This window comes from Shinella zoogloeoides, assembly GCF_003574625.1.
Lineage (GTDB): Bacteria > Pseudomonadota > Alphaproteobacteria > Rhizobiales > Rhizobiaceae > Shinella > Shinella zoogloeoides_A.
This window is the reverse complement of sequence record NZ_QNUJ01000008.1, coordinates 209039-227687: the sequence shown is the minus strand read 5'-3', so window position 1 is coordinate 227687 and position 18649 is coordinate 209039. Positions and strand designations below refer to the sequence as shown.

21 protein-coding genes are annotated in these 18649 nt (G+C 63.1%); 13 read left to right on the top strand and 8 right to left on the bottom strand.

All coding sequences use genetic code 11. The annotated features are described in order from the left end of the window. Positions 1-38 precede the first annotated feature (38 nt). Positions 39-1064 carry a substrate-binding domain-containing protein gene (locus DSD28_RS17595; RefSeq protein ID WP_119257723.1) on the top strand — a complete coding sequence of 342 codons (1026 nt, stop codon included), beginning with the start codon at positions 39-41 and terminating at the stop codon, positions 1062-1064. A gap of 37 nt (positions 1065-1101) precedes the next feature. On the opposite strand, the gene folD is transcribed toward DSD28_RS17595, so the two are convergent. Continuing rightward, positions 1102-2001: a bifunctional methylenetetrahydrofolate dehydrogenase/methenyltetrahydrofolate cyclohydrolase FolD gene (gene folD, locus DSD28_RS17590; RefSeq protein WP_119257722.1), complete on the bottom strand. Its 900-nt coding sequence runs from the start codon at positions 1999-2001 to the stop codon at positions 1102-1104. A 425-nt stretch (positions 2002-2426) separates the two neighbouring features. Here folD and DSD28_RS17585 point away from each other — a divergent pair, with 425 nt between their 5' ends. Then, on the top strand, positions 2427-3206 hold the full coding sequence (locus DSD28_RS17585; protein WP_119257721.1) for a WecB/TagA/CpsF family glycosyltransferase: 780 nt from the start codon (positions 2427-2429) through the stop codon (positions 3204-3206). Positions 3207-3341: 135 nt separating this feature from the next. On the opposite strand, the gene DSD28_RS17575 is transcribed toward DSD28_RS17585, so the two are convergent. The 3 genes from DSD28_RS17575 to DSD28_RS17565 are packed head-to-tail and all read right to left on the bottom strand — an operon-like array spanning position 3342 to position 4813. Then, positions 3342-3869: a hypothetical protein gene (locus DSD28_RS17575; RefSeq protein ID WP_119257720.1), complete on the bottom strand. Its 528-nt coding sequence runs from the start codon at positions 3867-3869 to the stop codon at positions 3342-3344. Further along, entirely contained in the window at positions 3866-4234 is a 369-nt protein-coding gene (locus DSD28_RS17570) for a hypothetical protein (RefSeq protein WP_119257719.1), read from the bottom strand. Before DSD28_RS17570 ends, DSD28_RS17575 begins: the two co-directional genes overlap by 4 nt. 15 nt (positions 4235-4249) lie before the next feature. After that, positions 4250-4813 carry a rod-binding protein gene (locus DSD28_RS17565; protein ID WP_119257718.1) on the bottom strand — a complete coding sequence of 188 codons (564 nt, stop codon included), beginning with the start codon at positions 4811-4813 and terminating at the stop codon, positions 4250-4252. A 64-nt stretch (positions 4814-4877) separates the two neighbouring features. On the opposite strand from DSD28_RS17565, the gene DSD28_RS26395 reads away from it, so the two are divergent. After that, positions 4878-5006 (top strand): hypothetical protein, encoded by a 129-nt coding sequence (locus DSD28_RS26395; protein WP_281048104.1) that lies wholly within the window; start codon positions 4878-4880, stop codon positions 5004-5006. A gap of 95 nt (positions 5007-5101) precedes the next feature. On the opposite strand, the gene DSD28_RS17560 is transcribed toward DSD28_RS26395, so the two are convergent. Genes DSD28_RS17560 through flhA form a run of 3 tightly spaced genes read right to left on the bottom strand, consistent with a single transcriptional unit; the run spans position 5102 to position 8338 of the window. Continuing rightward, a complete protein-coding gene (locus tag DSD28_RS17560; RefSeq protein ID WP_119257717.1) occupies positions 5102-5500 on the bottom strand; it encodes a hypothetical protein in 399 nt (132 codons plus the stop codon). A 1-nt stretch (position 5501) separates the two neighbouring features. Next, positions 5502-6254 (bottom strand): flagellar biosynthetic protein FliR, encoded by a 753-nt coding sequence (gene fliR, locus DSD28_RS17555; RefSeq protein ID WP_119257716.1) that lies wholly within the window; start codon positions 6252-6254, stop codon positions 5502-5504. Further along, positions 6251-8338 (bottom strand): flagellar biosynthesis protein FlhA, encoded by a 2088-nt coding sequence (gene flhA, locus DSD28_RS17550; RefSeq protein ID WP_119257715.1) that lies wholly within the window; start codon positions 8336-8338, stop codon positions 6251-6253. Before flhA ends, fliR begins: the two co-directional genes overlap by 4 nt. A gap of 283 nt (positions 8339-8621) precedes the next feature. Here flhA and DSD28_RS17545 point away from each other — a divergent pair, with 283 nt between their 5' ends. Beyond that, on the top strand, positions 8622-9137 hold the full coding sequence (locus DSD28_RS17545; RefSeq protein ID WP_162911443.1) for a GNAT family N-acetyltransferase: 516 nt from the start codon (positions 8622-8624) through the stop codon (positions 9135-9137). On the opposite strand, the gene DSD28_RS17540 is transcribed toward DSD28_RS17545, so the two are convergent. Further along, positions 9109-10269 (bottom strand): DegT/DnrJ/EryC1/StrS family aminotransferase, encoded by a 1161-nt coding sequence (locus DSD28_RS17540; RefSeq protein ID WP_119257713.1) that lies wholly within the window; start codon positions 10267-10269, stop codon positions 9109-9111. The two genes, DSD28_RS17545 and DSD28_RS17540, sit on opposite strands and share 29 nt — an antisense overlap. A 187-nt stretch (positions 10270-10456) precedes the next feature. Between DSD28_RS17540 and rfbC the strand changes: the two genes are divergently transcribed. The 9 genes from rfbC to DSD28_RS17495 all read left to right on the top strand — a co-directional run bounded on the left by rfbC (position 10457) and on the right by DSD28_RS17495 (position 18628). Beyond that, a complete protein-coding gene (gene rfbC / locus DSD28_RS17535) occupies positions 10457-11017 on the top strand; it encodes a dTDP-4-dehydrorhamnose 3,5-epimerase (protein WP_119257712.1) in 561 nt (186 codons plus the stop codon). A gap of 2 nt (positions 11018-11019) precedes the next feature. Beyond that, on the top strand, positions 11020-12075 hold the full coding sequence (gene rfbB, locus DSD28_RS17530; protein ID WP_205536212.1) for a dTDP-glucose 4,6-dehydratase: 1056 nt from the start codon (positions 11020-11022) through the stop codon (positions 12073-12075). A gap of 40 nt (positions 12076-12115) precedes the next feature. Continuing rightward, entirely contained in the window at positions 12116-12991 is an 876-nt protein-coding gene (gene rfbA / locus DSD28_RS17525) for a glucose-1-phosphate thymidylyltransferase RfbA (RefSeq protein ID WP_119257710.1), read from the top strand. Positions 12992-13075: 84 nt separating this feature from the next. Beyond that, positions 13076-13312 (top strand): acyl carrier protein, encoded by a 237-nt coding sequence (locus tag DSD28_RS17520; protein ID WP_119257709.1) that lies wholly within the window; start codon positions 13076-13078, stop codon positions 13310-13312. Next, positions 13299-14042, top strand: coding sequence for an SDR family NAD(P)-dependent oxidoreductase (locus tag DSD28_RS17515; protein WP_119257708.1), 744 nt, complete (start codon positions 13299-13301; stop codon positions 14040-14042). Before DSD28_RS17520 ends, DSD28_RS17515 begins: the two co-directional genes overlap by 14 nt. Then, entirely contained in the window at positions 14039-15505 is a 1467-nt protein-coding gene (locus DSD28_RS17510) for an AMP-binding protein (protein ID WP_119257707.1), read from the top strand. Before DSD28_RS17515 ends, DSD28_RS17510 begins: the two co-directional genes overlap by 4 nt. Continuing rightward, on the top strand, positions 15498-16571 hold the full coding sequence (locus tag DSD28_RS17505; RefSeq protein WP_119257778.1) for an acyl-protein synthetase: 1074 nt from the start codon (positions 15498-15500) through the stop codon (positions 16569-16571). The genes DSD28_RS17510 and DSD28_RS17505 overlap by 8 nt, the downstream gene beginning before the upstream one ends. Continuing rightward, entirely contained in the window at positions 16568-17794 is a 1227-nt protein-coding gene (locus tag DSD28_RS17500) for an acyl-CoA reductase (protein WP_119257706.1), read from the top strand. Before DSD28_RS17505 ends, DSD28_RS17500 begins: the two co-directional genes overlap by 4 nt. 63 nt (positions 17795-17857) lie before the next feature. Next, positions 17858-18628: a TylF/MycF/NovP-related O-methyltransferase gene (locus DSD28_RS17495; RefSeq protein ID WP_119257705.1), complete on the top strand. Its 771-nt coding sequence runs from the start codon at positions 17858-17860 to the stop codon at positions 18626-18628. Positions 18629-18649 lie beyond the last annotated feature (21 nt).

The window sequence follows — 18649 nt, the reverse complement described above, 5'->3', positions numbered from 1 at the left end:
ATCCAAAGCGCTTTGAATGGTTCTAGAAAGCTAAGCATGTGAATCTCAAGCAGTTATCGCAATTGCTGGGCCTCTCCCAGACAACCGTGAGCAGGGCTTTGAACGGTTATCCGGAGGTCAATGCCGAAACCCGCCAGCGCGTGCTCGATGCCGTCCGGGAGACCGGCTACCGCCCCAACCGCGCGGCCCAGCGCCTTGCGACCGGCCGCGCCGGCTCCATCGGCCTCGTCATGCCGACGGCCGACGGCATCCAGTCCGACGTGCATTTCGGCGAGTTCCTGGCCGGGCTCGGCGACGAGGCGGTCAAGCACGACTTCCACTTCGTCATCAATCCGAGCCATCCCGAGGACGAGGTCGCCACCTGCCGGCGGCTGGTGGCAAGCGGCAATGTGGATGCGCTGTTCTTCGCTTATATGCGCGAGAAGGACCCGCGCATCGCCATGATGAAGTCGCTCAAGACGCCCTTCATCGTGCATGGGCGTTCCATCGGCATTCCGTCCGACTATCCCTTCCTCGACATCGACAATACCGGTGTCTTCTACGATGCGGCGCGTCTGCTCGCCCAGCTCGGCCACCGGCACTTCGCCCTCATCAACGGACCGGACTACCTCACCTTCGCGATGCGCCGCCGCAAGGGCACCGAGCGGGCGCTGGGCGAATACGGGCTCGTGCTGCGCGAGGACTGCGTACAGCATTCGCAGATGACGGACGAATACGGCTTCCGCGCCATGGAGCGCTTCCTCCGGCTGGAGACGCCGCCGACGGCCGTGCTCTGCTCCAGCACCGTGCTGGCGCTCGGGGCCGTGCGGGCGATCAACCAGGCCGGCCTGAAACTGGGTACGGATATCTCGCTCATCGCCCATGACGACGTGCTGCCGATGCTGAAGCCGGAGAATTTCATGGTGCCGCTGACGACGACGCGCTCGTCGCTGCGCGCCGCCGGCCAGCGCATCGCGCGGCGGCTCATCGCGGAGATCCTGCAGCTCGAAACGGTGCCGCAGCAGGAACTGTGGAAGGCGGACCTCATCGTGCGCGCCTCCACGGGGCCGGCACCCGCCAGATGAAAAGGCGCCCCGAGGGCGCCTTTTGCGGGAAAGCGGTTCAGAACTTCGGCGGCGTCCTGCCGGCCTTGCGATAGGCGGCGATCACCGTATTGGCCATCAGCATGGCGATGGTCATGGGGCCGACACCGCCGGGAACCGGCGTGATGACGCCCGCGACCTTCGCGCATTCCTCGAAGGCGACGTCGCCGACGAGGCGCGTCTTGCCCTCACCCTTTTCCGGCGCGGGAACGCGGTTGATGCCGACATCGATGACGGTCGCGCCGGGCTTGACCCAATCGGCCTTCACCATTTCCGGCCGGCCGACGGCGGCAACGAGGATATCGGCGTTGCGGCAGACGGCGGCGAGGTCCTTCGTGCGCGAATGGGCCGTCGTCACCGTCGCATTGGCGGCGAGCAGCAGGGCCGACATCGGCTTGCCGAAGAGGTTGGAGCGGCCGATCACCACGGCATTGAGGCCGGAGAGATCGTTGCCGTGGATGCGGCGCACGAAGACCATGGCGCCGGCCGGCGTGCAGGAGACGAGGCCGCCGTCGAGATCGCCCGTCGCCACCTTGCCGGCATTAACGACATGCAGGCCGTCGACGTCCTTCTCGGGCCGGATCGACTGGATGATCGGGTCGGAATCGAGGTGTTTCGGGAGCGGAAGCTGCACGAGGATGCCGTGGATGGCCTCGTCGGCATTCAGCGTTTCCACCAGATGGGCGAGCTCTTCCTGCGTCGTCTCCTCCGGCAGCGTGTGCTGGACGGAGTTGAAGCCGCATTCCTTGGCCATGCGGCTCTTGGAGGAAACATAGGCGTGGCTGGCCGGATCGTCGCCGACGATGACGACAGCAAGACCGGGCTTAAAGCCGGCGTCCTTTTCGAGCGCGACGGTCGCGGCTTTCACGGCGTCAATCACGGAAGCGGCAACCTGCTTCCCATCGATAATGGTGGTCACATTTCTCTCCCTGAATGAATTGCGCCACCCTAACGGGGCGGCCGTTCGGCGGGATGGCCTCTCAACGCCCTATGCTGTCCAAAACACATAAATTCAAGCGCCATCGACGGGAAGAGCACACGAAATCGACCGCAGGCCCTTTTTCCTGTCAGCGATGAGGGGAGCCGCTATGCGGCATGGCGAAACCACTCAGATCGCCGGCCTTTGTTCCATGTTGCCCGGAGGATTTTCACAGCAGCGGCAGCCTTTCTCGAAGAAATGATAGGCAACATCAATGCCTTGGCCTCATGGTTAGCGAAGGATGAACACCTTCCCTCACCTTTTCCGGAATTCCTTAAACGGCCCTTCAGCCGGACTTGCTAGACCGGCCGCGAAGCAATCCGTTCGAAGCGGGATTGCCGAAAGTCGTATGAGGGAACCGGGCCATGGCCTTCGCATCGGGCAACATCGTCGCCTCCCAGCGGGAGATACTCGGCCTTGCGGTCTGCGATCTCGGCTGGGCCGAAAGTTTCTCGCTTGCCGAGGAAGTGGCGACCATGCCCTTCGGCCAGAACGTCATCGCCTTCCTCGATGCAAGAAACGCCAATCGCCTGACATGGGATGCGGAATACCGCGCCGTGCTGGAGCGCCAGATCGTCATGCCCGAGGGAAGCGGCATCGACATGGCCTCGCGCATGCTGCACGGCAAGCGCTTTCCGGCACGCTTCACCGGCACGGCCTTCGTTCCGGCGCTCCTGACCTACCTCGCCAGGCCGATGCGCGTCGCCCTGATCGGCGGCACGTCGGAAACACTGAAGCAGGCGGCCGGGGACCTGCAGCGCCATGCCCCCTGGCACACCATCCTGCCGATCGCCGACGGCGCATTCGACCCGGAAGAATCCGGCGCGATCATGGACCGCGTCCGCGCCGCCCGTGCGGATATCCTCGTCGTATCGATGGGAAGCCCCGCGCAGGAAAAGTGGATCGACCGCCATGTCGGCGCCGGGGATGCGCGGCTCGTCCTCAGCGTGCGCGGACTGTTCGATGTGCCGGCCGACGGTTCCCGGCGTCCCGAGGCCGCCAGCAGGCAGGGCATCACCGCCCGCCTTGCCCGGAAGCCCGATTTCGCCGCTCCCCTCCTCCTTTGCCATGTGCTTCGCCACAAGCTGGCGCGACCAAGGCCGGCGCACGGCCCGGCAGCAACGGCAAAGGCCGGCTCGATCTGACGAACCGGCCTTCCTGCACTCCTAGAGCGTTTCCGCTTTTCCCCGAATCGCGAAAACGCTCTATCTCCTTGTTTCTACGCAACTCCGGACGCAAAACCGCTGCGCACTTTTGCTGGAATTGCTATATGGCGGGGATCAGTGCCCGCTTTTTTGCGTCTGCTCGACGGTCGGGACTTCGCCCTTCAAAAGGGTCACGCCCTTCTTCTGCGGCGGGTCCTCCACCGAGGCGGTGGTGAGATAGTCGATCTGCTCGACATAGACCTCGGCGATGACCTCCGCGCCGAAACGGCGGTTCAGCCCCTCCTTCACCACGCCGCGGAAGGCGTCGAGATCGAAATTGCCGGTCGCCCCGACATCGATCATCTTCTTGCCGACGAGCAGGGTGTAGAGTTCGTCGGTGATCATCTCGGGCAGCGGTACGACCTGCTTGGCGGCAAGCTCCTTGTTGGCCTTGTAGGCGAGCTTGGTCAGCAGATAGCCGCTGACGCCGCCCTCGCCGATCACCGGCACGGTGGTCGTATAGCCGCTGACGAATTCCATCGCGGCCTCGCGCGCGGCGGCGGCCGTGTCGACCTTGGGAGCCGAGGCCATCTTCAGCGAGAAATAGACCGAGGCGAGCGTGATCGCGAGGATCCAGACGCCGGTGCCGACGAGCTTGATCATGTGCCGTAACCCAGGCGGAACTGTTCCTGCGAATAGGTGCCGTCAGCCTCGAGGTCCTGCACGGCATTCTTCAGGATGGTGACGACCTCGCGCACGGCTTCCAGATGGGCGGAGATGCGCTGGGCGTTGGTGGCCAGCTTTTCGCGCAGGCGCCCGAGCTGCGTGGAGAAGGTCGGCGGCACTTCGTCCGGCGGCACGTCACGCGTCAGCATGGCGAGCTCATAGAGGCAGCGGCTCTTGTGGGCGTTCGACGTCGGCAGGTCGAATTCCGGGTCGCTGCCGATGCTGTCGTTCTCGTTGTCGATGATCGTCTCGAGTCGGCCGAGAACGGTGCGGATCCGGAGTTCGTTGTTCGCCTGTTCCATTTTGTTATGCTCCGCTTAAACCTTATGCGATTTCTTGTGATCGTCCTTGATGCCGGGCGTCAGATCGGCAAAGGCCTCGCGCTGCATGGTCTGCACCATGCCGGCGGCGACGCGGTCGACATCCTTGTCCCGCGGATTGGTGGTGATGCCGCTCTTCTTGGCGAGGCTTTCGGCAATACCGATACCGCCTCCCTTGGCGATCGCATCGCCGAGCTGGTCGGCCATCATGCCGCGCCACATCTCGCCGGCCGTGCCCTTGCCGTAAAGCTCCTCGCTCTCGGCGGGCATCATCGACTTCACGAAATTCTGCAGCACCATGGATTCGAACTTGCGCAGGTGCTCCGGGATATTCTTCCCGCCGACAGCCTGAACGCCCGCGCTCGCCGCGTGGCTGGCGGTGGTCGTGTCCCGATTGAGAATGCCGACGGCGGCCTGGAAGCCGGCGCCCGCCTCGGCAAGGCTGGTCGCCTCGAAGGCGGCCCTGTTCGATTTCAGCTTGGCCTGCGCTTCCTGAACCTGTGCCGGATCGGCGGCGCGCACAACGTCGAGCACCAGATCGCTGGGGGGAGTTATTGCCACGTCTCAAAGCCTTTCAGGTGATTCCCGCGTGCCGGACCCGTCCTCATGGCGGTCCGCCGGCCTCATGACCATCGTGGACATCCGGTCCGCCCGCGCCATTGCCACGGCTGCTTCGGCAAACCTCGTCATCGTCCTGATGCGACTATCGCTGCTCAACCTTACGGGAGGCTGGTGGCGGATGACGAAGCCGTGACGCTACCGGCTGCCAAATCCATTTTCACGCAAGCTTGATGAGAGGACGGTAAATCGCCTGTCTTTCCGGATATTTGGCCGGATAGTCGAAAGGACCTACGTGTCGTCCGACCTGTAGGCGAGATGCTGGTCGATGAGATCGTAGATGGCGTCGTCCGCGGCCGCGCGGTCCTCGGCGTCGCGCGCCTCCTTCATGCGGTCTTCCATCCGGTCGCCCTTGGTGCGCTCGCGCACCACCCGCATCTCGTGCATTTCCTGCACGTTCGCCAGCATCTGCTCCTGCTGCTGGAGCCTGCTGTACTGGCCGGAATAGTGCCGCGAGAAGCTGCGGTGCACCGGATCGAGCGAGTTGATCGCATCGACCACCACGGTCATCGTCTCCGCCACTTCCTGCCGCTGGCGGGTGGTGCCGGCAAGGTCGATCTCCGCCATCTTCTCCAGATGGCGCTGCACCGTCACCAGCCGCTTGAGCTTGTCCGAGCGGTTCTGCGCCATGTCAGCCTCCCCGGAAGACCGGCAGGAAGCCGGCGGTGAAGATTTCCAGGAGCGAGGACACGCCGAAATAAAGCAGCAGCATGCCGCCCATGATGATGAAGGGCAGCGAGATGAAGTAGATCGGGATCTGCGGCGCCAGCTTGTTGACGAGGCCGACGGAGACGTTGAACACCAGACCGTAGAGGATGAACGGGCTGGCGAGCCGCAGCATGATCATGAAGGTCTGGCTCAGCGTATCGGTGAGCGTGATGAGCGCACTCTGCGGATTGAAGCCGCCGCCGAGCGGCATGACATTGTAGGAATCGATCAGCGCCCGAAGGACGATGTGGTGGAAATCCAGAAGGAAGAGTATCAGCAGGCCGGTGAAGGAGAGAAGGTTCGTCAGCTGGTTTTCGGCCGCGTCTTCCAGCACGTCCGGCGTCGGCGGCGAGTTGAAGCCCATCATCATGGTCAGCACCGTGCCGGCGAACTGCAGGCCGAGCACGTAATAGCGGGCGATCAGGCCGATCACCGCGCCGGTCAGCGTCTCGAAGGTGATCATCGTCAGATAGCCGTCGAGCGGGCCTGAGGCGCGCGGATAGATCGTATCCCACATCAGCGGCAGCACCGCCATGGACACGGCGACCGCCAGGAACAGGCGGATCTGCATCGACATGCGCGCGGAGGAAAAGCCCGGCAGGAGCATGAAACACCCGCCGACACGGCAGAACGCGGCGAACAGCGCCAGCACCGTGCCCTGCGGGTCGGAGATCATGAAATGGAGCCGAGAATCTTGATCTCGATGCCCTTGGCAAGCTCGACATGCGAGAGAACCGGCAATGTGGCGAAGAGGCGCTCGATGATCATGCGCACATAAGAGCGGGATTCGGGCGACGTGACCAGTACGAAGGGCGTGCCGCGGTCGAGAAACTCGCGGATAACCCGGGTCGCCTGCTCGGAAAACTCCTCGAGCTGGCGCGGATCGATGTCGAACTCGACGATCTCGCCCTTCGAATCGCGCTTGAGCGCCTGGTGGAAGACCATGTCCCACTTGTTGCCGAGGCGCAGCACCGGCAGCACGCCGTTGTCGGTGAGGTCGCCGCAGATCTGCTGCGCCATGCGGATGCGTACATGCTCGACGATCTGCTCGGTCTTGCGCACATGCGGGGCAAGCTCGGCGACCGCTTCGAGGATGAGATGCAGGTTGCGGATGGAGACGCGCTCGGCGAGCAGCAGCTTCAGCACCGCCTGCAGGCCCGAATAGGACATGTGCGAGGAGCAGATCTCGTCGGCGAGCTTGCGGTATTCCGGATCGAGGCGCTCGATCAGGATCTTCACGTCCTTGTAGGAGAGAAGCTGCGGCAGGTTGTTGCGGATGACCTCGGAAAGGTGCGTGAGCACCACCGAGACGTTGTCGATCGGGTGGAAGCCCTCGCGGCGAAGGTCGTCGGCGAAGGTCTCGAGGATCGAGACGGCCGGCATGCCGAAGGCGGGCTCGCGGATGTCGTCGCCCGGCACGCTCGGCTTGCGCCCGCCGCCGGTGACGACCAGCACTTCACCGACGCGCACGATGTTGGAGGCGATCGTCGTGCCGTGGATGCGGATCTGGTAGGACTTGTCCGGGATGGTGATGTCGTCGGAGACCTTGATCTCCGGCACCACGAAGCCGTATTGCGCGGCGAACTTCTTGCGCATCTTGCCGACGCGGAAGGCCAGCTCCTGATGCGCGCCGAGAAGGCGCGTGGAGACCTGCTTGCCGAGCAGCAGCTCGATCTCGGCGGTCTTCAGCACCGACTTGACGGAATCCTTCTCCTGCTCGCGCGTCGCCTGGACCTGCTGGGCCTCCGCTTCGCGCTTGAGGCGGTTCTCCTCCTCGATACGGCGCGGGATGATCCAGGCACCGAAGGCCATCACGCCGCCGAGGACCATGAAGGGGAAGAAGGGCAGGCCCGGCATGACCGCGAGCAGCATCATCAGACCGGAGGCGACGAAGAGCGCGCGCGGATAGCCGGAGAGCTGGTTGACGACCGCCTGGTCGGTGGAGCCGGCCGTGCCGCCGCGCGAGACGATGAGGCCGGCGGCGAGCGAGACGATAAGGGCGGGGATCTGCGAGACGAGACCGTCGCCGACCGACAGCTTCACGAAGACGTCGGCCGCCTCGCCAAGCTCCATGCCGTGGCGGAAATAGCCGATGACGATGCCGCCGAAGACGTTGATGGCGGTGATGAGAAGGCCCGCGATGGCATCGCCGCGCACGAATTTGGAGGCACCGTCCATCGAGCCGAAGAAGGAGCTTTCCTCCTCCAGCTCGCGGCGGCGGAGCTGCGCCTGCTTCTCGTCGATGAGGCCGGCGGAAAGGTCGGCGTCGATCGACATCTGCTTGCCGGGGATGGCATCGAGGGTGAAGCGCGCGCCGACCTCGGCGATACGCGTCGCGCCCTTGGTGATGACGATGAAGTTCACCACGATCAGGATCATGAAGACGATGATACCGATGACGAAGTCGCCGGACATGACGAGGCTGGCAAAACCGGCGATGACGCCGCCCGCCGCATCGTGCCCCTCGTTGCCGTGGGAAAGGATGACGCGGGTGGTCGCGATGTTGAGCGCGAGGCGCACCATGGTCGCGATGAGGAGGACCGTCGGGAAGGACGAGAAATCGAGCGGCCGCTGGATCCACAGCGCCACCATGAGGATGAGCACGGAAAAGGCGATCGAGAAGGCAAGGCCGATGTCGATCATGAAGGCCGGGATCGGCAGGAAGAGGATCGACAGGATCGTCAGGATGCCCACGGCGAACGCGATATCGCGGCCGCTGGGGCTTACCTTCGGAAGGTTGATTGCCGGTACTTGCGCCATCTGAATGCGTCCCGTCTCGTCATGAGAGGCCGCGACGCATCACACGCGTCGCCCATTTCACATGACGACATAGAGGGCGAAGCTTGCGCGAGGGTGGCAGGCCGGCGCGTGGCCCCCGATGTCCCGGCGCCGGCCGGATAGCCTCTTGCAATCCTTTCGCCAAGCTGCAGAAGAAACTAGAGTGCGGCCGGACCATCGACCTGATTTGGTCCGGTGCACGGTCTTCCAGTTTTCAAGCGGTGGGATAATGGCGACGCAGTCAGCCTTGGTCGGACGGAAAGTAATGCTGAGGCCCATCGACGAGGCGGACGCAGCGTTGATGCTCTCCCTTCGCCAGCGTCCCGATCTGACCGAATTCCTGCCGCCGCTCGACATTACGCTGGACGAGCAGCGCGCCTGGGTAAGGCGCCAGATGACCCGCCCGGACGACTACATGTTCGCCATCCAGCCGCTGGACAGGGACACGCCCATCGGCTTTTTCGCCGCCTACAATCCGGTGGGCGACGGCGAGATGGAGTGGGGCCGCTGGGTGATGGGGGAATCCAGCCCCGTACTCCTGGAATCGGTCCTGCTTCTGCACCGTTTCATCTTCGAGACGCTGGACATGAAACGGCTGTTTTCCCACACGGCCGAGGGCAATATCCGCGTCCTGACATTTCATGAGATCTATGGCGCGCGCCGCTGCGGCCTCCATCCCGCCGCCTTGCAGATCGGCGACCGCAGGCACGGCATGGTGGAGCATGAAATCCTGCGCCCCGACTGGGACAGGATCAGGCAGAAATACGCCCGGTTCCTGTAGGCGAGGCCTGGGACACAATGTCCCTGAGGTTTTCCGCGACGGTCCCGACATCTTCCCGGGTCATGGAAAGATGCAGCGGCAGGGAGATTATGGAATTGCTCGCCTGCGCCGCGCGCGGGCAGGTTCCGGCACCGGACGCATAGAGGCTGTATTCGGTATTGTCGCGGTAATGGACGCCCGGGAATATCTGGCGGGCATTCAGTTGCGCCAATGTCTCGTTGCGCCGGGGGACGAGGACCTGGAACAGGTGGCGGGATGACTGGCAATTGGCGGCGACCCGCACAAGGCCGATATCACCGCCTTGCAGCGCCTCCTCATACCAGGCCGCAAGCTGCCGGCGATACGTGTTCTCCTCGTCGAGATACTTCAACTGCACGAGCGCGATGGCGGCCATGATCGAGTTGCCGTGGTATTTGTAGCCGAGCGTTTCGACGTCATACATCCACTTGTAGTCGCCCTGCGCTGCGGTGCGCGAGAAGGTATCCTTGTTGATGCCGAGCCAGCTTAGCTTCCTGACGGCGGCGTCATCTTCTTCCTCAGCGAAGCAGATCATGCCGGAATCCGCCGTCGGGAGATTCTTGACGGCCTGGAAGCTGAAGACCGAGACGTCCGCGTCATGCCCGGCATGCCTGCCGTCGATCCGCGTGCCGCTCATATGCGCCGCGTCCAGAATGAACTTCAGCCCGTGTTCGCGGCAGAGGCCCCGGATCGCCTCATATTGCCCGCTGTTGCCGCCGAGACCGACGAACATCACGGCACGGGTCCTGGGGGTGATCCGGTCGCGCACGCTCTGCGGATCGAGGCAGAGATACTCGTCGACATCGGCAAAGACGGGCTTCAGGCCGGCATAGAGGATGGCGTGGTTGGAGGAGACGAAGGTCAGCGGCGTCGTGATGATCTCGTCTTCCTCCTGCCATCCGAAGCGGCGGCGGAAAACCTCGAGCGCGAGATGAAGGCCGGCGGTGTTGGAGCTCAGGAAATGCGCGTTCGCCAGCCCCGTATAGCTCTTCCACGCGGCTTCCATTTCGAGGGTCTTGAAGCCCATGCCGGTCCAGCCCTTCTCAAGGCACTCCCGAATCTGCTCGAGGCATTCGTCGACATGAAAGCGGGGAACGAAGAGCTGAATTGCCAAGGCGATCTTCCGGATAGAATGAGGGGAGCCCGATCATTCTTTCAACGCTCCCTTACGCGAGGCTGAACCTCTCGCACCGCCGCGACGGCCGCCGAAGGACGACGGCGGTGCGCAGGATGCGTTTGGTCAGCTTCAAACAAGCCGCTGTTTATAAAACGGCAGCGTCATCCAGAGGTCCGCCGAGCGCATGCACATAAAACGCCTGAATATCGAAGGGCCCCTGCTTTTTGAATCGCGCCTGTTTCAGGACGAGCGGGGATACTTCACCGAAACGTTTCGGCAGGACGCGTTTCGGGAGGCGGCCGGTGACCACGTCTTCGTCCAGGACAACCGGTCCCATTCCAAGAATCCCGGCACCGTCCGCGGGCTGCACTTCCAGATGGATCCATGCGCCCAGGGCAAGCTCGTCACCTGTCTTGCCGGGACCATTTTCGACGTGGCCGTGGATATCCGGCCGGGCTCGCGGTCCTTCGGTCAGCACGTTTCCACCGTCATGAGCGGCGGGGATGCCGTTCAGTTCTGGATTCCGCCGGGGTTCGCCCACGGCTTCTGCACCCTCACGCCCGATTGCCTCGTCGCCTACAAGGTGACCGCCTATTACAGCCCCGAACATGATCGGGGCCTCGCCTGGGACGACCCCGATCTCGGCATAAACTGGCCCTTCGACGTCCGGCAGGCAACGCTCTCGGAAAAAGACGGTCGCCATCCGCGGTTGCGGGATCTGGCGATCCTTGAGAAGGAAAACTGATCATGCGGACGCTCGTAACGGGAGGCGCGGGTTTCATAGGCTCCGAGCTGGTGCGCCACCTTGTCCTGGACAAGGGCGCCGAGGTCCTGAATGTCGACAAGATCACCTATGCCGGCAATCTCGCCTCCCTGGCGGCCGTAAGCGGGCAGGGCAACTACCGCTTCCTGAAAGCCGACATCTGCGACGCTCCTCTCATGCGGCTGGCGTTTCAGGATTTCCGGCCGGACCGTGTCATCCATCTCGCGGCGGAGAGCCATGTGGACCGTTCGATAAGCGGCTCGCGCGCCTTTATCGAGACGAATGTCATGGGGACTTTCGTGCTTCTGGAGCAGGCGCGGTCCTATTGGTCCTCGCTCTCCGGCGCGGAGCGGGAAGCCTTTCGCTTCCTGCATGTCTCGACGGACGAGGTCTTTGGCTCGCTGGGAAGCGACGGCCTTTTCGACGAGACGACGCCTTACGATCCCAGCTCGCCCTATTCCGCATCGAAAGCCGCTTCCGACCACCTCGTCGCGGCATGGGGACGGACCTACGGACTGCCCGTTCTGGTTTCCAACTGCTCGAACAACTACGGACCGCACCAGCATCCGGAGAAGCTGATACCGTCGATCATCGTCAAGGCATCGAGGGGCGCGCCGCTGCCTGTCTATGGCACGGGCCGCAACATACGCGACTGGCTCCACGTCTCGGACCATGTCCGCGCACTCGACCTCATCTCCCGCAAGGGCAGAGCGGGATCCACCTACAATGTCGGCGGACGCAACGAGCGCCGGAACATCGATGTCGTAAACCGCATCTGCGCGATCATGGACGAACTGCGCCCGGCATCCGGCCCGCATGCCGACCTGATCCGCTTCGTCGCCGACCGGCCCGGGCATGATTTCCGATATGCGATCGACGCCTCGAAGCTGGAGGCCGAACTGGGCTGGCAGGCAGCTTACGACTTCGATAGCGGCATACGCGCGACCGTCCATTGGTATCTCGAGAACGAGGCCTGGTGGGGACCGCTTGTCGCGGACAATACCTTCGCGGAAACCGCCCAGAAAGCTTACGCCAGCTGATGCAGCATTTTCCCTTCAATATTCTTCGGGGTTCCAGTCGATGAAAGGCATCATTCTGGCGGGCGGTAACGGCACGCGTCTTCATCCGATGACGCTCGCCATGTCGAAGCAGCTGATGCCGATCTACGACAAGCCGATGATATATTATCCCATATCGACGCTGATGCTCGCGGGGATCAGGGACATACTCCTGATCTCGACGCCCCGGGACCTGCCCCACTTCCAGAATCTTCTCGGGGATGGCTCCGCCTGGGGGATTTCGATCCAATATGCGGAACAACCCGAGCCCCGCGGCCTCGCGCAGGCCTATGTCATCGCGGCCGACTTCGTCGGCGGCAAGCCGTCCTGCCTCATTCTGGGCGACAACATATTCTTCGGGCATGGCCTGACCGACCTGCTGAAGGAAGCCGTCCATCTTCGCGAGGGAGCCAGGGTCTTCGCCTATCAGGTCCACGATCCCGAACGGTACGGTGTCGTCGAGTTCGATGAGCAGGTCCGGGCCGTCTCCATCGAGGAGAAGCCCGCCGTGCCGAAATCCAACTGGGCGGTAACCGGCCTTTATTTCTATGACGCGGACGTCGTCGATATAGCGAGAAACCTGCAACCCTCGGCGCGCGGGGAGCTGGAAATCTCCGATGTGAACCGGGTCTATCTGGATCAGCGGCGCCTGAGCGTGACCCTGATGGGGCGCGGCTATGCCTGGCTCGATACCGGAACGACCGACAGCCTCCTGGAAGCCGGCAATTTCGTTGCCACGCTCGAGCGACGGCAGGGCTTCAAGATCTCCAGTCCGGAAGAGATCGCCTATGCCAACGGCTTTATCGATGCGGAACAGCTCGCGGCGCTTGCGCATGGCATGAGGGGAAGCTCCTACGGCCGCTACCTCGCCGAGAAGATACTTGGGGCGGGCCGCTGAACGGGCGGTCCAGTTTCAAGCAAGCCATTCCCTTTACCGCTCTCAATGGGGCACCGCGCCTCATTCGGCCAATGAGGAGCCACGATGAACACGCAGAGTAGAGTCCTGAAAACGTTTATCCGCGCCTTCGACCTCGAAGAGCCGATAGAGACGTCCGAGCTGGCCTATCTCGAATATCCGGAATGGACCTCGGTGGGTCACATGACACTGGTGGCGGCGCTGGAGGAGGAATTCGACGCGATGCTGGAGACCAGCGAGATCTTGAGCATGAGCAATTTCGACAAGGCCGTCGAAATCATGTCGCGATATGACGCCGGCTGATCTTACCGGACGTGTCGCACTCGTTACCGGCGCCTCCCGGGGCATCGGCCTTGCCGCCGCCCGAAGGCTCGCGGACCAAGGGGCATCGGTCGTCCTCGTAGCGCGGCAGATCGGCGAGCCGGTCCTCGACATGTTCGCCGGCGTCGATCCCGCGCGCCTTCTCCTGATCGAAGGCGACGTCGGCGTCGCGGATTTTTCTCAAGCCGCGGTGAAGCAGGTTTTCTCCCGCTACCGTCGCCTGGATATCCTCGTGAACAATGCCGGCATCATGCGACCTGCAATGACCGGCATGATTTCCGATGCGGATATTCACGAGAGCCTGCAGACCAATGTCGCGGGCGTCGTACATTTCACGCAGGCCGCCGCGCGCCTCATGGCCAGAACGGGCGGCAGCATCGTCAACCTGTCTTCCATCGTCGGCGTGCGCGGGGTTGCGGGACAACTCGTCTATGCCGCATCGAAGGCCGGCGTTATCGGTGCGACGCTGGCAGCGGCCAAGGAACTCGCCCGCCATAATATTCGCGTCAATGCGGTCGCTCCGGGTTTCATCGAGACAGCGCTCACGGAGGGCCTCAGCCCGGAAATCAAGGCGGAGACCTTGCGCAGCATCGGCCTGGCGCGGCCTGGAACGGCCGAGGAGGTCGCCGATGTCATCCTCTTTCTCGCAAGCGACCTCTCCCGGTATGTCACCGGCCAGGTCATCGGCGTCGATGGCGGCATGGTGATATGATGGAGCGCATTCCCGCTGGACCCGATCCCCTCTGCGGCGGCCTGCTGCCTGTCCTTCCCGCGGTGGAGAAGGCGCCCGCCCTGCAGGACGACACAGGTGGCGCCTGGATCAGCCGGGAAGAGCTGCGCGCGTTGAGCATTGCGCTGGCAAAGATCATTGCCCGGCCCGAAAAGGGGCTGGTTTTTCTGGCGAGCGAGAACCGCTCGGCCACCGTGATCTCCATCCTGGCCGCGGCAGCGGCGGGACACGCGGTCATGCTTGTCGATCCGGCCCTGCCCGATGAGAAGCTCTCGGGTCTGATCGACGCATACCGGCCGGATATCCTGCTGTCTTCCAGCCCGATCGCGGAGGCCGAGGGGTTCGCCCGGGGTTTCGACAGCGCGTCAGCCGCGTACTGGGCCGTCAGACAGCAGGAGGAACGCGGCAACGCACCGATCGCACCGAACCTTCAACTGATGCTGGCGACGTCGGGAACGACGGGAAGCGCGCGCTTTGTCCGGCTGTCCGGGGCCGCCGTCGTCACGAATGCGCTTCAGATAGCGGACGTGCTGCGGATCGACAGCCGGAGCGTTGCGATCGCCCACCTGCCCTTGCACTATTCCTACGGCCTGTCGGTAGTCACCTCCCATCTGCAGGTCGGGGGACGCGTTTTCGTCATGAACGACGCGGTCACCTCCCCGAGCTTCTGGCAGAAGGTTGCCGGGGCGGAATGCACCCACTTCCCCGGTGTGCCTTTCCATTACGCGACCCTGGCGCGTTTCGGCTTCGAGCTGGTGCCAGCATCGGTCACGACGTTCACACAAGCCGGCGGCGGCCTCGACACGCGCATTCAAGACCGCATCCTTGAGAATGTCCGGCACCGCAACGGGAATTTTCACGTGATGTACGGCCAGACGGAAGCCTCGCCGCGCATGACCACGACACCCGGCGGGGCATTGCCCGAAAAGCTGGGCTCCGTCGGCAAGCCTTTGGCGGGCGGGCAAATCCGTATCCTCGACGATCAGGGCAACGCCCTTCCGGCCGGCAACGTCGGGAATGTGATTTATGACGGGCCGAATGTCATGCTGGGCTATGCGTCCTCGCGCAGTGATCTTGCGCGAGGGGACGAGCTCGCAGGCGTTCTTACAACCGGCGACATAGGCTGGCTCGACGCCGATGGCTTCCTGTTCCTGAAGGGACGCGTGAAGCGATTTGCGAAGGTTTCGGGCCTGCGGATCGCTCTCGACGCGGTAGAGCTCGATATCGGCGAAGTCGCGAGCGTGAGCTGTTTCGACGATGACGAGAAGATCGTCGTCTGCCACGAGAGCGGCGATGCCCGCGCGATAAAGGCGTTCCTGCGGATACTGGCGGGTCGATACCGCATCCCTTCCACGGCATTCGTCCTTCGGCGCGTCTCCGCCATTCCCCGCAAGGAGAACGGCAAGACGGACTATGCCCGGCTTCGGGAAATCGGCGATGTTTGAAGAACTGCTCCAGGCACCGGCGCATTCCCACAGGCAGGCAAGCAAGGAAGCGCTCCTTCTGCCGGAGCTGAACGATCTCGTACGGTATCACTACGAGCGCTGCGCTCCCTATGCCCGCATGATCGATGCCGCCTGGGGCGGGCCACGACGCTACGAGCGCCTGGAAGACATTCCGTTCCTTCCCGTCGGCCTCTTCAAGAAGCTCGAACTGTCGTCGACGGATGCGCCGCTGATGACCCTGCGCTCAAGCGGCACGTCGGGACAGGTGCCAAGCCGCATCGTCGTCGACAAGGCCACCGCCGCACGCCAGTCGCAGGCCCTGGTGTCGACCTTCCGCTCCATTCTCGGGGAAAGGCGCCAGCCATTTCTCGTCATCGACACGAAGGATGTCCTCAAGCCGGACGATCTCAGTGCGCGCGGTGCCGGCGTGCTCGGCATGATGAAATTCGGCGCAAACGCGACATTCGCCCTCGACAGCGAGCTCGACCTGCAACGCGATACGCTTCTGTCCTTCATCGAAAAATACCAGGGACAGCCCTTCCTGATCTTCGGCTTCACCTTCCTCGTATGGTCGAGGCTCTACCAGATGTGCGCCGATGGGGAATTCGACCTGTCGAACGGGATTCTCGTCCATTCCGGCGGGTGGAAGAGCCTCGAGGAGCAGAAAGTCTCGAACCTCGACTTCCGTGCGGCCCTCGGCCGGCGGTTCGGCTTGAGAAACATCTGCAATTTCTACGGCTTCGTGGAACAGATCGGTTCCGTCTTCACGGAAGGCGAGGACGGCCTGCTCCATCCGCCGAATTTCACCGACATTATCGTGCGGAGGCCGGGCGACTGGCAGCCGGCCGCTCCCGGCGAGGAAGGCGTCGTCCAGACGCTTTCCCTGCTCCCCCTCTCCTATCCGGGGCACAGCATCCTGACGGAGGATCGCGGCGTCATCGTCGAGGTGGACAGCGGCATCGGCGGGCGTTTCGGCAAGGCCGTCCGGATAACCGGCCGCGTGGCAAGAGCCGAGCTGCGGGGCTGCAGCGACGTGGTGGCCGCGACAACGAGGGCGATGCGATGACGGATGTGCAGGTTCTCGGCACGAAAGGAGCCGTCCGTGAGATATCCGAGGCGAACTTCGTCAAGGATCTCGATAGGCGCATCCGGCACCGCACCGCCCTGCCCTTTTCCGACGACAGGCTTGCCGCCGTCGCCGCCGTCAGCACGAAGCTCCTCGAAAAACAGGCGAGCCTGCCCGCCTTCGTCACGCATTTCGCCTTCTGGACGCGCAAATCCGCCCTTCAGCGGTTGAAGGAGAGCTATCTGCGGCGGATGCCGGAAACGACCCAGGCCCGCGCCCGGGGCCTCGTGTTTCATCTGCCACCCCAGAATGTCGAGACGGTGTTTCTCTATTCCTGGATACTTTCCTATCTGGTCGGCAACGCGAATGTGGTGCGCCTGCCCTCGACGATCAGCGGCGCGATGCAATCCGTCTGCGACCTGTTTCTCGAGGAACTGGAGGCACGCGCTGAGGAAGCCCAGTTGTTCGTTCGCTACGATGCAGTATCGGAAATAAGCGCCGGGATTTCGTCCTGCAGCGATGCGCGCGTCGTCTGGGGCGGCGATGCCAAGGTCGATCTCTTTGCATCCCTACCGCTGCGCAAAGGCGGCAAGGCCCTCTGGTTCGGCGACAGGTTTTCCTGGGCCCTGTTCAAGGGCGAGGCCCTCACCGCCTTGACACCGCAGGAACGCCATGTGCTCGCGCAGCGGTTTGCCAACGATGTCGCCGTCTTCGACCAGATGGCCTGCGCCTCGCCTCATACGCTCTATGTCGTCGGCGACGCCGAGACACATGCGGAGGCGGTGAGAGCGTTTCTCACCGATCTGGGCAGAAGCATCCGTGAAAAGCAGCCGCCGGCAGCCGCGGGGCTCGCCATCCGGAAGATGACCGAAGCGTTCGCCTTGGCGAGCACCGGCGAAGTCTCGTCGGTCCTCTGGCAGGACGATGCGATGACCGGCGTCTTTGCCGAAGGCCCGGGGCGGCGTGAGCTTCGTGTCGGAGGCGGTTTCCTGCAGGTCGTCTTTCTGCCGTCGACCGATGACGTTCCCTCGCTGATAGAGGAATACGACCAGGCCGTCGTGCATTTCGGCTTCTCATCGACGGAACTGAACGCGATGGCCGCAAGCCATATCGGACAGGGCGTATCCCGCTGGTGCCCGGCCGGCACCGCTCTCGACTTCGATTTCATCTGGGACGGTTACGACATCCCGTTCGAACTCAGCCGTTTCGTCCGCGTGTCCTGATCGCCATGCCGCCCGTAGCGACGGCATCCCTGCATTTCGTAATTCGACCATAGGAGAATCAGTTTGTTCAGCCTGCAGAACAGCCAAGGGGAAAACATCGACTTCTTTACCGAGGTGACGAAGTTTTCCGCATATATGCGCCAGTCGGAATTCGCGCGCCTGATGGCCTTGTACGAGCTTTATGGAAAGACGACGGGGTTACCCGGCAGTCTCGCCGAATTCGGTGTCTGGAAAGGCTCGACATTCTTCTTCCTGGCACGCCTGATCGAGACCTTCCACGCCGCCCAGCACGAGAGGCTGCCCATTTCGCAACGCCATCTGTACGGCTTCGAGCGATTTGGCGGCTTTGCGGAAATCAGCGAGGAGGATTTATCGTCCACGCCGCACGACCAGAGACGGGTCGGAGGCTTGGCGACGAACCGGGATGTGTTCATTCATACGTTCGAACACTTCAAGAAGGTCAGCCGAATTGCGGAACGCGTCCACCTCGTCGAAGGCGACGTTTCGGAAACATTCCCCCGCTTCAACGCGGAAAAGAAGGGCGTGAAATTCGCCTTCGTTCTGCTGGACATGGACGTCTACAAGCCCACCAAGGCGGTGCTCGACCACATTCTCGATCATATGGTCCCGAACGGCATCATCGTGTTCGATGAATATGCACAGCCTGAATGGCCCGGGGAAACCCTGGCTGCCGACGAGTTCATCGGACGCTGGGGGCTGGAGCTGGAAAGCATTCCGTGGGCCTTCGGCCCCACGGCCTATTGCCGGGTGACACCCGAGGTGCTGATGCGCTGGAACAGGGAAAAGCGGGAAAGGCCAAGCCCGGAAGCTTAACCAGGTGGGATGCCGAGCGGC